Raw genomic sequence first — 13517 nt, 5'->3', positions numbered from 1 at the left:
CAAACCGTCAAGAATATTTCTTGGCGGTTTGTTATTGTTAAGGGCTGAAATCATGAACCACTAGCTTGCGGAACTGCAGCGGCGACTGCCCGGTTACTGTCCTAAATACGCGATGAAAATGCTGGGCGTTCTGAAACCCGCATTCCAGACCGATGTCCAGAACCTGCCTGTCAGTTTGTTTCAGCTTGATTTGAGCCTCGATCACTCGTCTTTGTTGTATATATTCTACAATGGTGAAATGAGTAGCGTTCTTAAACAATCGGCTGATATGATAACGACTCATACCGCTTATCCGCTCTAAATCCTCAAGCTTAATTGGATCTGAGTAACAACGGTCGATATAAGAGATCAATTCTTTAACAACATCCTTTTTAGGGGCATATTTCGATTGATTAGCCGTTGCAAACTCACGATATTTAATTAATAGAAGTAACAAATTGAGCTTTAATTCTGAGGAGCCAAGTGGGTCCTCTTTTTGCTGCAGCTGAGAGTATAAGGTATTTATTCGGCGAAATCGCTCTTCTATTTCCAACCGCTGCTTGGAAGACAACTCTAGTTTACGGCGTGGATAAGAGACAATCCACTCTAAAGTGTCTACAAGTCCTGCTTCTTTAAGCAATGATGAGATGAAGCTTTTTTTGAAATTAATAACGTATCTGGTGTAGTGATGCCTAGGATTATAGAAGATGCGATGGACTTCGTATTCATTAATAAAAAGATAATCTCCATTGGTAACTTGGTATTTTGTATCTTTAATAAAAAGCTGGATATCCGCATTTACGAAATAGGCTAGCTCAAAGGAGTCATGGTAATGCTCCAACATTCGGAGTTGTTCTTCTTTATGACTTCTAAAGTTTGAGAGCAGCATCCCGGTTGGGGTATAAGGTGGCTGGGAGTTCATAGATGTACCGCCTCCTTTGTTTTTCTAAAATCATTATAGCAAGATAGGTTAGTTTTGAATAGAATCACATAATGAGCGAAGTGGGCATCCCCAGGCTATGCTATGCTGATCATGAAAAAGTTAATAGGGGTGTGAGGGATGGCTATTCACCGTATGATTATGACGGTTATTGGTGGAGGCAGTGTGAATTGGATGCCGGGGTTGATGAAAGACATTTACTTAATGGATGAGATTGAAGGCGGAGAAATTAGATTGGTTGATCCCAACCACGAACATGTTTCAGCAGTCGCTGCTATGCTGCAACGTTTCAACGAATTGAAGAGAAAGGACTACCGTATCACAGTATTTGAGAATAGAACTGAGGCATTGAAGGGAGCGAATTTCGTTCTGACAACATTCAGTCCGGGTGCTATGGACGCATTCTGGAACGACCTCGAGCTTCCGATCAAATATGGGATTCGGCTCCCGGTGTCGATGACTGTCGGTCCTAGCGGTATTTCTGCATCCCTGCGCACTGCCCCGGAAGCTTTCGATTTGGTCAAAGAGATGGAGATCTATTGTCCGGGAGCCTGGCTATTGAATGTAACCAACCCGATGAGTGTAGTTACGCGAGCAATGAATATGGCGGCAAAGCAAACCCGTGTGATCGGACTGTGCCATGAATTTCATTGTCTGCCGGAATATTTGGGGCCGATGCTTGGTCTGAACAAACCTGTGGGGATGAATGTACTGGATTATTTGTATCACTGGCTTCCAGAACAGGGCTTCGATTATTCAGTTGCCGGCGTCAATCACTTCATATGGCTTACAAAGGCGAATTACCGAGGCAAGGATATGCTGCCCATGATTCGCGAATATTGCCGGACGCATGAGCAATTACCGGATGATGAGAAACGAAGTGGATCACAGTCGACTGGCATGTATCATAACAATGGTGCGGCCAAATTTGCTTTATGCAGGCAATTCGGGTATTTACCGCTTGCAGGAGATCGTCATCTTGTTGAATTTCATCCGGCTCTCTGCAATATCCGTAACGGCTACGGGATGAAATACGGAGTCATTAAAACTACAGTGGACAGCAGGCGTCTAAGTAAAATCAACAAGCTCAATCATATTTTAAGGATGACCCATGAAGATGATGCCATTGCGTGGCACAGGTCGGGCGAGGAACTAACCGAAATAATTCGGGCTATAGTGACCGATTCCAGCACAACCGCTATTGTGAATATGCCTAATCAAGGCCAAATTCCCAATCTTCCTAACGAAATTGTGGTGGAAACATTAGCCGATGTGTCAAAGCTTGGAGTGTCGCCAAGACAAGCAGGCCCTCTTCCTGGCGCAATAGCCAGTATGGTCAGGCTTCATGCGGATATCCATGAACTCACCGTCCGGGCTGCTCTGGAGGGAAGCCGAGATCTTTTCGTACAGGCGCTAAGTCTGGATCCCCTTAGTGCTTCCGCTGATTTCAGCGAGCTGGTTCAGTTGGCTGATGAGCTTCTTTCAGCTAACCGCCAATGGCTTCCGCGATTTTATACAAATGGGAAGAAGGTAGCACAATGATGATGAAAGGCAATATTACTAAGCATACGATGAGCAAGGCGGAGGAGAATGAAACAGGTCGTCTTGTGACGCGCCTCACTTCCTTACCTGGCAACCATCACCATTTGTATTTTACAAGCAGCAGCTTTACGGCAAACAACCGACAAGTTCTTTTCATCAGCGATATGGTGCAAGGAAACCCAAATCTATACAAGCTTAGCTTAGAAGATGGAGAGACGGTGCAGCTGTCAGACAATAGGAACGGGATTATGAAAAGCTATGTCTATTATGACGGGAAAGCGTACCAAGGTCTGGCCAAAGCAAGTCCAAGCTACAGCGCGGCTACCAATCGCCTCTTGTACATTCAGGATCATAAAGTGATTCTTATTGACGTGGAGACACTGGAGTCGGAAATGGTGTACGCGTTGCCGGCTCATGTGATGACAGGGTTTACTCATTTGTCCGCTTGTGGACGTTACGCATGTATTCCTTATCTTTCAAGCGAAGCGTTTGAAGTGGGCTCCGGCAATCCATTCACATTGATTCGTGATAGAGTCGCCGATCGTCGGCTTGAGTCTAAGGTTCTTGTCATTGACATGCAAACAGGTGTAGCAGAACCGTATTTCTCTCACCAAGGCTGGATTACCCATGTGCAATTTCATCCCGAAGATCACCGTACCATCTTATTTAATCATGAAGGAGGGATGGTGGATCAACGGATATGGCTGTACCGTAACGGGAGAATCGAGAAAGTACGCGATCAGTCGAATCAATCGAATTCTTTATGGGTATGTCATGAAATGTGGTCCAAAGATGGCTCCACCATCCTCTATCATGGGACCAGGGGTATTCCAAACGACCCTTCAATGAAAAGAAACGAATCAACTGAGCATGCGGCCAGCTTTGTAGGTACGGCTAACTTAAGTGATGGAACCTATTCAGAAATTGAATTTCCGCAGCATATGACGGCATATGGGCATTTCACCGTAGGGAATGATCTTGATTTGCTGCTCACTGACGGAATTATCGATGCACAGTCCATTCACTTATGCCGGACCGATTGGCTAAGCGGTCAATTAACCTATGAACGGATTTGCCATCATCATAGCAGCTTTACTGTTCAGGATGTACATCCCCATCCTATATTCAGCCACGACGATCGTTATGTACTATTTTCATCAGATGCGCATAATGAGAGAGAGAAAGGACATCTTTATTTGGTTGAGCTGGATGAAGCAGGGAAGAAAATATAGTCTTTTATGATAAGATAAGAACTCCATTTGAAGAATGATGTTAATGTGGATCCACAGATGTCGGGGGACAAAACAAAAATACGTCTTAGAGCCGTGCGCTGCACGGTTCTTTCGTTTTAATCCAGCAATTGACGGGACTAGGGCTGACTGGGGCCAATGACCAATGACCAATGACCAATGATATGGAAGGATTTTTACCGGACATGTCGAAAGTAAAAGGCGATATATTAACAGCAAGCGGCAGATAAGCCGTGTAAATAAGTCATCTCTAGGAGGTTAAACAATTAACTATTCTAAGTTATTGGGAGGATTCAATTGACATTACAACAATTAAAGTACGTTATAGAAGTCGCAAATTGTGGATCCATTAATGAAGCTGCCAAGAAACTGTTTATTTCTCAACCTAGCCTATCAAACGCGATTAGAGATCTGGAAGAAGAAATGCAGCTTGCGATATTTGAAAGATCCAATAAAGGAATATCGCTTTCTAAGGAGGGTGTCGAATTCTTAAGCTACGCGCGGCAGGTAGTCGAGCAGGCGGAATTATTGGAAAGCCGGTACCTCAATGCTAAACCTTCCCCGCAGCATTTTTCAGTTTCCACTCAGCATTATGCTTTTGCGGTCAATGCATTTGTGACTTTGGTTCGCGAATATGGCCAGGAAGAGTATGAATTATCATTGCGCGAGACCAAAACGTATGAAATTATCGAAGATGTCAAAGGTATGCGCAGCGAGATCGGGATTTTATATCTGAATGAGTTTAACGGGAAGGTCATCAACAAATTGCTTAAAAGCGCAAATTTGCAATTCAACAGCTTATTGACGGCCAAGCCGCATATTTTTATCAGTATTAACAACCCGCTGGCCAAGCAATCCATCGTTACCATTGACCAGCTTCAGAACTATCCGTATCTGTCCTTTGACCAAGGAGAGTATAATTCCTTTCATTTTTCCGAAGAAATCCTTAGTACGATGACACATAAGAAAAGTATTCGTGTTAATGACAGAGCGACGCTTTTCAATTTGCTGATCGGATTGAACGGATACACCATATCGACTGGAGTCCTTAGTGCCGATCTGAATGGAAATGAAATTATTCCCGTACCTTTAGACTGTGAGGAAACAATCAACGTCGGTTGGATTTCCCATAAAAATGTTTCGTTATCCAAGCTGGGAGAAGCGTACATACAAGCGTTAACGCAGGCTATAACCAATTAAAGCTTTGATATTAGTTTAATCCGGTTACTTTATATCTACGGCCTGTTTGATGAGGCGGCAGTTCGCGAAGGACAGCCGCCTCATCAAACAGGCCAAATTATGTTGCATGGGCAGTCAAAGCATTCCGTTTGGCAACATGCACGCCTAGGCAAAGTATTTGATCTTTGGATCGAATACTTTTTTTGAGTTTCAGCGAGAGATGTTTGTATGGACTGCCTAATAAGCGAGCAACGATTTATCTTAATTTTTATAAATTCATGCTTTTTGACCTGGGAAGGGGCTGCTCTTATTTAAGGCAACTTGAACGGGCAGAATAGTTCCTTATAGTCAATTTATACCTGTCCACTAATCAACTGCAGGGCTAAAATGATTTATATCAACTAGTTACTTTGAAGCTGCTGAACAGATAATTCATTTGGAAATGAGGGGAATATTTGAACTCAAGTAAACTAACTTGTGGCAACCTTCATGGAGATGCCATGTTTACATTCATCGTTACCAGACTTCAGGCCGCCGGTTGTATTTTCGCTGAAGATGAGACTCGGCTGCTTATTTCTGCGGCAGGAACGCCGGCTGAACTCTCCGCTATGGTGGACCAACGAGTCACTGGTTTGCCCCTCGAACATATCATCGGATGGGCTGAGTTCTGCGGTCTGCGTATTGCTGTGGACCCGGGGGTATTCGTGCCCCGACGCCGCACCGAGTTCCTTGTCCGCGAGGCCGCAGCCCTCGCGCGCCGCGGAGCCGTCGTAGTGGACTTATGCTGCGGCTCTGGTGCGCTGGGTGCCGCATTGGCCGCTGCTGTGGAGCACATCGAATTGCATGCTGCCGATATCGATCCTGCGGCTGTGCAGTGCGCCCATCGCAACATCGCTGCCGCAGGAGGTCACGTGTATGAAGGTGACCTATACGAGCCGCTGCCCGCTGCACTGAGAGGCCGCGTCGATGTGCTGCTTGCAAACGTACCCTACGTTCCTACCGATGCGATCGGGCTGCTTCCACCGGAAGCCCGATTACATGAGGCGAGGATGGCGCTCGATGGTGGTGCAGACGGGCTTGATGTTCTGCGGAGGGTAGTGGCTGCTGCACCGCTATGGTTGGCACCCGGCGGCTATCTGCTAGTCGAAACTAGCGAGCGGCAGGTGCCGCAGACCCTCGATATCTTTGAGCGCAGCGGGCTGATTCCTCAGGTTGCCAGTTCCGATGAGCTGGACGCCACAGTTGTCATCGGAGCCAACCCCAATGGGCAGAATACACGGCAATGAAATGAGCAATCCATAAGAAATCCAAAAAACTAGTTTATGATACACTATGCTTCTAAGACATACGAGAGGAGAAAAGTTGTGGAAAACCATACTAAATTAAAAGCAAACGGAGGGACATTTGGGAGCAGGGATCATTTTTTAGTTGTCATGGTTATGATTCTTGGCGTATTTGTAGCCATTTTGAATGAAACGCTGCTGAACGTGGCTTTGTCCAAAATTATGGATGATATTGGAATTTTACCAAGCACCGCGCAATGGCTGACTACCGGCTACCTGCTTGTTATAGGTGTACTCATACCGGTCACGGCATTTCTAATCCAACGGTTCACAACCAGAAGCTTGTTCCTTGCAGCCATGGGGTTGTTTACTGCCGGAACCTTGATAGCGGCCGTCGCTCCCGGGTTTGTAGTACTTTTAACAGGAAGGATGCTTCAGGCGGCTGGAACCGGACTTCTATTCCCGCTGCTTACCAATGTTGTATTCTCCATTGTAGCTATTGATAAGCGGGGCTCGGCCATGGGCACGATCGGGATCGTCATCACATTCGCTCCTGCGATTGGACCTACTTTGTCAGGGATTATTGTGGAGCATTATAGCTGGCGTGTTCTCTTCTACAGCGTTCTGCCTGTCGCGTTGTTTGTCATTTTATTTGCATTAGCGAAGCTCAAAAATGTAACGGAAACGACTAGTCCGAAGATAGACCTGTTGTCTTTGCTTCTTTCAACTATCGGATTCGGTGGAATCGTGTATGGCTTTAGCAGCGCAGGAGATGGGCATGGGGGCTGGTCTAGCAACAGGGTCCTGATTCCCATTGTGGTCGGTGTAGCTTCCATAGGGCTGTTTACATGGCGCCAACTAAGGATGTCACAACCTTTGCTGGACCTACGAGCATTTAAATACAATGTTTTCAGAATGTCGACGCTGATTATGATGATTGTCATGATGGCGATGTTTTCGGCAATGATGCTTCTGCCGATATTCCTCCAGAACGCGCTAAATTACAGTCCGCTGAAGGCAGGTCTTGTCATGCTGCCGGGAGGGATTGTCATGGGAATTATGTCGCCGATAACAGGCAGGTTATTCGATAAATTTGGGGCCAAATGGCTCGCAATAATCGGGCTAGCGCTTATGGCCAATTCGTTGTGGCAATTTGCTTTTATCAACTTGGCAACTTCATACAGTATGATTGTTGTTCTAAATACGGTGTTAATGCTGGGCATATCCATGTTAATGATGCCGGTTATGACCAATGCTTTGAATGAGCTTCCACCTCCGTTATACCCGCATGGCACAGCAATTATAAGCACGCTGCAGCAGGTAGCGGGTGCAGTAGGGACGGCGCTGCTTGTAACTATTATGACAAACAGCTCGAAACGTTTTATGGAAGCTGCCTCAGGTACGAAGGATGAGTCCGGACTCCAAATTCTTGGCATGATGGTTGGAATGAAAAGCGCGTTCCTGCTGGCGTTCGTTCTGGTAGCCCTCGCTTGGATCGTCTCGTTTTTCCTCAAGGCCGCTGTGCCACCGGAAGGGGAACTGGAGAATAACCGCGTGTCCGCGCATTGATGGACATTAGCGAACATATTAGCTCAAATTAATAAGAGACATCTGACCAAGCAGATTGTCTCTTTTTTGTGCCCTTAATATTGCAATGAACAGGGACACTGCTGCCATTCTTATAGTGTTACTGGATTAAACTGCATGTTATATAACTTGGCATATACCCCATCTATTTTTATAAGATTTGCATGTGTTCCTTCTTCTGCAATCCCCTGATCCGAAAGCACAATAATCCTTTGCGCATTTCTGATGGTGGACAACCTATGTGCAATTACAAAGGTAGTGCGATTCTTTGCCAACTTCTCAAGGCTTTGCTGAACCAAACTTTCACTCTCATTATCCAGGGCGGAAGTGGCTTCATCCAATATAAGTATGGCAGGATTTTTCAAAAATACACGCGCGATACTTATTCGTTGTTTCTGCCCGCCTGAAAGCTTGACACCTCGTTGCCCGATATAAGCATTGTAGCCGCCTGGCAGACCCATTATAAATTCATGAGCATTTGCGTTTCTGGCGGCGGTTATTATTTCCTCATCCGTAGCCCCAGGCTTCCCATATAATATATTTTCTTTTACAGTACCTGAAAATAAATAGATATCTTGTTGTACGATCCCAATATGGTCACGTAATGACTTTAGCTTTATGGTTTTTATATTTGTGTCATCAATTTTAATCAACCCTTCACTGGTTTCATAAAATCGCGGGATCAAACTGCAAAGCGTTGTTTTTCCAACTCCGGATGAACCTACAAGCGCTACATATTCACCTGGATTTACCGTAATGTTGATATGGCTAAACACATAATTCGATTCGCTGCTGTACTGGAAGCCTACATTTACAAATTCCACTTTACCTTTTACATCGCTTAACACAGTGACATTTTTTGCATCCATTATATCCGGCTTAACCGCCAAAATTTCCATAAAACGTTCAAACCCAGCCACTCCATTCTGAAGATTGTTAGTAAAGTTCACCAACCTTTTCACCGGGTCAATTAGAGTGTTTATGTATAGTAAAAAGGTGATCAACTCTGTTAGAAGCAGCTGGTTATAACTTATAAGAATGGCACCCACTATAACAACCGAAATATTAATAAAAGAAATAAAGCCGGTCAAGCCGTTGAAAAACAATGCCTCAACCCGATAACCGCTTTTCCTGCTTTCTAAAAAACGATGGTTACTGCTTCTAAACTTATCCATTTCGATTTCTTCGTTGGCAAACGATTGAACGACTCTAATCCCTGACAGGCTGTCTTCAATTTGCGAGTTTATGTCGGCGATACGTTCCTTATTCTTTTTAAGAGCGTTTTTCATCTTTATGCTGTAGTGATAGGCAAAAATAAGCATTAAAGGCAAAATTAAAAAAATAACTAAAGTGAGCATCCAATTAATATTTACCAAAATAAAGAATGAACCCATTATTCTTACCATAGAAATAACCGTATCTTCCGGTCCATGATGCGCAAGCTCTGATACGTCGAATAAGTCTGTCGTTATACGTGACATCAATTGGCCTGTTCTAGTATTGTCGTGATACTGAAACGAAAGCTTCTGGATATGCTCAAACAAATCGTTGCGCATGTCGGACTCTATCTTTGCCCCCATCACATGACCAAAATAGTCCGTATAGAAATTGCTGGCATACTCCACCACCATTAATAGCCCAAAAATCAAGACCATTTTTACAACTAACTCTATAGCGATTCCCTCATCACTTATTGCATTATTGGTAATTTGATTGACCAGCATGGGATAAGCAAGTACGGTCACCGAAGCCAGTGATGCAAAGAACAAATCTGCAAACAATACCTTCTTATAAGGCTTGTAGTAAGCAATAAACTTTTTTAATATATCCACGAAATACATACCTCCAAGCTATGCTTCCTTTAACTTTTTTTATGTTTTCTTCAATAAGATTGTTGTTCATATTTACAGCCACTGTATATGTTTTCATCTCAATCACTCCATTCGTTTTATATACATGGTAGCATCCCAATATTAAGCCAACAATTTAACAATTCATTATAATTAATTGTTATCAACTAAAAGAGATCCGCTGTTTGGCGAACCGTTGCTTGGGTAAATGTAATTATAAAGCTAATAGTAAAAGGTCGTGATGCGATAGAAAGAAGAACATCGGTAAACGTCCAGTTACATATTTGTGAATTTTTTTTGATTTTGTAATTATTTTGTATAAATGACACCCGGAAAGAATTTAAGAGCATCGAATATAATTATCATAGCACCTTATTATTGAACGGGTGAACTTAACGAAAACGGGATTTTTACGTCCCAAATTGAGGAGTGTCATGGATGAAAAAGACGATTTTTACCTGTTTAGCGGCAGCTGTACTCACTTTGACTTTTGTTCCGGCAGGAATAACATCAAGCCCGCAGAAAGCTTATGCCTGCTCGAAAGGCGAGTATACCACTCCAGAATATGATTACTCTGTTGCGAGCAATGTATTTTCAGGCGCCCCGATAAAAGTGGACAACGTTTATTTGGACGGTAAGCTGTATCGTATGGGTACATTTGTGACCGATACGATCTATAAGGGCGGCGGAGTACGTACTTTGCTTACACCTCTGGATAGTGACCAGTGCGGGGCTACTTTTGAACTCGGACATAATTATTTGGTGTATGCGAACAATAGCCTCGATTATCCATCGGCAAACGTATTTAACATCTTTGAAGGAGATGAAGCAAAGGAACGCATCGAGCAGCTTAAGAACTTGGATCAAGTGCCAGTGCCTACACCAGGAGTACATATTGAAACCTTATATCCAGGACATAACATAACACTTACGTTGGATGGCCGTACGATCCCGGTTACACCAGCTCCTGTCTTTTTTAAAGATTCGCTTTATGTACCAATGACCTTCTTCCGAGATGTTCTCGGCTACGTGACCATATGGAATTCCGATTCCGGGCGTTATGAAATTATGCTCAAGTCAGACTGGGCAGGAATATTTGCCAAAGGCGATTCTACCAAATCGGAATTTACCGGGAGTGCTTCCGGCATACCGGAGGGAACCGCGCCTTTCGAAGCAGGCGTAACCTATTCAGATGTTCGTGTGAAGGTAGATGGGAAGTTGTATGCCCCGGAGCACTTACCGTTTACCTATGATGGCGTCGTATATGTGGCACTACGGAGCACAGCAGAAAAGCTTGGGCTTCAGGTGAGCTGGCTTCCTGAAACTTATACGGCTCAATTGAGAGACATCCGGCCAATCGACGAGGTGCAGCATCCTATCCTCGTGATGAAGCTTTCCTCCAATAATGCTGGTGAAGCCGATCTGATCATAGATAAGATCAATAACGACCAAGCCCTCTACCGGATTGACCGGCCGCTTGGGTTTGGGGAGAAGGCAGAGCAGCTGACGGCTCCGTTCACGGAGTTGATCAAGGAGACGAACAGCGAGGAGAACCGTAAAATTCGTTTGTTCTTACATACGAATGAACGGGAGAAGGAAATGATGGTGACGGAAGCTTTGAGGGATGCTCTGCTTCGTGATCCTGATATGCGCGCAAGAGCTAGTCTGGTTCTAAGCAACGATCATTACATGTGGCCGACTTCAGATGTGTTTGGATTAGCCAATATTCGATAGCTCTTTGAAAAGGAACCCGGCTTAGGATACAAGCGTCGGGTTCCTTTAGTTTTGTTTGCTGACGACGCATTTTTCATCCGCAGTTCCATTGGGTAAAGCATCTGATCCTAGATCAAATGCTTTTTTTGCTTCCATCCAAAAAATGGGCAGTTGTTAGTCGCATGATTGGATTTTTATGTTAAACTATTGAAGTAATATGGGATGGAATAACGAGTAGGAGGGATGATGATTGCAGGATTTAAATGAATATAATCCCCAATCCTTATTTGAACATATATATAGAAATGCTCCGATTGGTATAGCCTTAATATCGATGGAACGAAAATGGATCAAGGTTAATCCTGCGGTGTGCAATATTTTTGGGTATCCAGAGGAACAGTTACTGAAGCTGACGGCAGATCAGATCAGTTGTCCAGAGGATGCAGGCAATACCGAACAGTTGATACAACAATTATTGGCTGGAAATATTACATTCTTTGAATTAGAAAAGCGGTACTTTCATAAAAAGGGTCATTTTGTCTGGACTTCTTTACATATTTCACTAATCCGAGATGAAAACGATGGACAACCTCTGTATTTCATAGCCCAAATTATTGACGTAACGAAGAATAAGATTGCAGAACTAAAACTGCAGGAAAGTATTGAACGGTATACTTCTTTAAAGAAATATAACCATGATGCCATTATTTCCTTTGGTTTGGACGGTATTATTATAAATGGAAACAATATGGCGCAGCATCTGACCGGATATCGTATTGAAGATCTGATTGGAGGGAGCATTTCCAAATTAATTGGTGATAGAAGTGTTAGCCGTTTACTTATTGCTTTGACAGATCATGCGCTTATTGAAAAAATTGAAAAAGAAATCAATTTTATTCAGCACAAAGACGGGCACACAGTTGAAGTACTCGTTACATTAGCTCCTATTATCATACAAAGTAAGGTGACGGGCTTTTATATCATTGTGAAAGACATGACTGAACAGAAGAAGCTAATTATTCAGAAAGAAGCCGCCGAAAAGACGAACAAGGCCAAGAGCGATTTTTTGGCGATGATGAGCCATGAGATTCGTACCCCTATGAACGGTGTAATCGGAATGACCGATGTACTCCTGGAAACGAATTTGGATCAAGAGCAAATTGAATACGTTCAAGTTATTAAACAAAGTGGCGATACTCTCCTTACAATCATCAACGATATTCTGGATTTTTCCAAAATTGAGTCAGGAAAAACCGAATTAATAGAAGAACCTTTTAATGTAAGAACTGTTATTTCAGAAACACTATATATGATTATGTCAAAAGCTCTTGAAAAGAATTTGGAAATTACTACATCGGTCTGCCCTGAAGTTCCCAACATGGTTTATGGGGATGCTACCAAACTGCGGCAAGTTCTGATGAATTTACTTAGCAATGCTATTAAATTTACTCCTAATGGGGCTATTGCCGTATCTGTGGAGAATGTCTCGCAAGGACTGGATACGGTACGCCTTAAATTTGGGGTTAGAGACACAGGAATTGGTGTGCCACAAGAAAAGGTTGCCCATTTATTCGAACCTTTTTATCAGGTAGATCATTTTATGACACGTAAGACTGAAGGAACCGGATTAGGATTAGCTATTTGTAAAAAGCTTATAAAGCTAATGAATGGGGAAATTTGGCATGAACCTGCTTTGGATCATACAGGCTCATCCTTTCTATTCACAGCCAGCTTTCAAAAACAGCTGCATCCGGAATCATCGTACTTTGGTACGGCGATCCAGGAGGATCATTTTAAAGAAAAAAGTAGCCGGTCTTCCATAAAAATTTTGATAGCTGAAGATAATGAAGTGAATCAAATTGTATTGAAAAAAATGATTGAGAAGCTTGGTTTCACAGCAACAATAGTCCAAAATGGAAAAGAAGCGGTTGAGACTGTCAAACGAAATCCCTACGATATTATTTTTATGGATATTCAAATGCCGTGGATGGATGGAATAGAAGCCACTAAGATCATTAAGGAAACTGTAGCTTCTAATAAAAGACCTTATATCGTGGCAGTGACTGCCCATGCGATAAAAGGTGATAGCCAGAAATATTTATCCGAAGGCATGGATGACTATGTAAGCAAGCCTGTCAGTATGCATGCCATATCCAATATAATTAATAATTTCAAATTAATAAACAATAGATGA

General features: G+C 43.2%; 9 protein-coding genes. 7 read left to right on the top strand and 2 right to left on the bottom strand.

The window, feature by feature from the left end:
* Positions 1 to 37: 37 nt before the first annotated feature.
* Positions 38 to 901, bottom strand: coding sequence for a helix-turn-helix domain-containing protein (locus NV381_RS04060; protein WP_258211989.1), 864 nt, complete (start codon positions 899 to 901; stop codon positions 38 to 40).
* 138 nt (positions 902 to 1039) lie between these two features.
* Between NV381_RS04060 and NV381_RS04055 the strand changes: the two genes are divergently transcribed.
* From NV381_RS04055 to NV381_RS04035, 5 genes are all read left to right on the top strand, one after another.
* Entirely contained in the window at positions 1040 to 2461 is a 1422-nt protein-coding gene (locus tag NV381_RS04055) for a hypothetical protein (protein WP_258211988.1), read from the top strand.
* Positions 2458 to 3693, top strand: a complete 1236-nt coding sequence (locus tag NV381_RS04050; protein ID WP_258211987.1) for an oligogalacturonate lyase family protein — start codon at positions 2458 to 2460, stop codon at positions 3691 to 3693. Before NV381_RS04055 ends, NV381_RS04050 begins: the two co-directional genes overlap by 4 nt.
* A 315-nt stretch (positions 3694 to 4008) precedes the next feature.
* Positions 4009 to 4911 carry a LysR family transcriptional regulator gene (locus NV381_RS04045; protein ID WP_258211986.1) on the top strand — a complete coding sequence of 301 codons (903 nt, stop codon included), beginning with the start codon at positions 4009 to 4011 and terminating at the stop codon, positions 4909 to 4911.
* 479 nt (positions 4912 to 5390) lie between these two features.
* Positions 5391 to 6176 (top strand): putative protein N(5)-glutamine methyltransferase, encoded by a 786-nt coding sequence (locus NV381_RS04040; RefSeq protein WP_258211985.1) that lies wholly within the window; start codon positions 5391 to 5393, stop codon positions 6174 to 6176.
* A 78-nt stretch (positions 6177 to 6254) separates the two neighbouring features.
* The gene (locus NV381_RS04035; protein WP_258211984.1) at positions 6255 to 7742 is read left to right on the top strand and encodes an MDR family MFS transporter; all 1488 of its coding nucleotides are present in this window, start codon (positions 6255 to 6257) and stop codon (positions 7740 to 7742) included.
* Between the two features lie 110 nt (positions 7743 to 7852).
* Here NV381_RS04035 and NV381_RS04030 read toward each other — a convergent pair whose 3' ends face one another.
* A complete protein-coding gene (locus tag NV381_RS04030) occupies positions 7853 to 9592 on the bottom strand; it encodes an ABC transporter ATP-binding protein (RefSeq protein ID WP_419182240.1) in 1740 nt (579 codons plus the stop codon).
* 456 nt (positions 9593 to 10048) lie between these two features.
* Here NV381_RS04030 and NV381_RS04025 point away from each other — a divergent pair, with 456 nt between their 5' ends.
* The gene (locus tag NV381_RS04025) at positions 10049 to 11344 is read left to right on the top strand and encodes a stalk domain-containing protein (RefSeq protein WP_258211982.1); all 1296 of its coding nucleotides are present in this window, start codon (positions 10049 to 10051) and stop codon (positions 11342 to 11344) included.
* A gap of 229 nt (positions 11345 to 11573) precedes the next feature.
* Complete coding sequence (locus NV381_RS04020) at positions 11574 to 13517, top strand: PAS domain S-box protein (RefSeq protein ID WP_258211981.1); 1944 nt, start codon at positions 11574 to 11576, stop codon at positions 13515 to 13517.

This window comes from Paenibacillus radicis (ex Xue et al. 2023), assembly GCF_024722015.1.
In the GTDB taxonomy this organism is placed as follows: domain Bacteria; phylum Bacillota; class Bacilli; order Paenibacillales; family NBRC-103111; genus Paenibacillus_S.
The sequence above is the reverse complement of the archived record's forward strand: the minus strand, read 5'-3'. Positions and strand labels throughout refer to the sequence as shown.

What these genes read in the sequence shown, in the direction of transcription:
- NV381_RS04060 (WP_258211989.1), bottom strand. Translation starts at nt 901, where the DNA reads ATGAACTCCCAGCCACCTTATACCCCAACCGGGATGCTGCTCTCAAAC.
- NV381_RS04055 (WP_258211988.1), top strand. Translation starts at nt 1,040, where the DNA reads ATGGCTATTCACCGTATGATTATGACGGTTATTGGTGGAGGCAGTGTG.
- NV381_RS04050 (WP_258211987.1), top strand. Translation starts at nt 2,458, where the DNA reads ATGATGATGAAAGGCAATATTACTAAGCATACGATGAGCAAGGCGGAG.
- NV381_RS04040 (WP_258211985.1), top strand. Translation starts at nt 5,391, where the DNA reads ATGTTTACATTCATCGTTACCAGACTTCAGGCCGCCGGTTGTATTTTC.
- NV381_RS04025 (WP_258211982.1), top strand. Translation starts at nt 10,049, where the DNA reads ATGAAAAAGACGATTTTTACCTGTTTAGCGGCAGCTGTACTCACTTTG.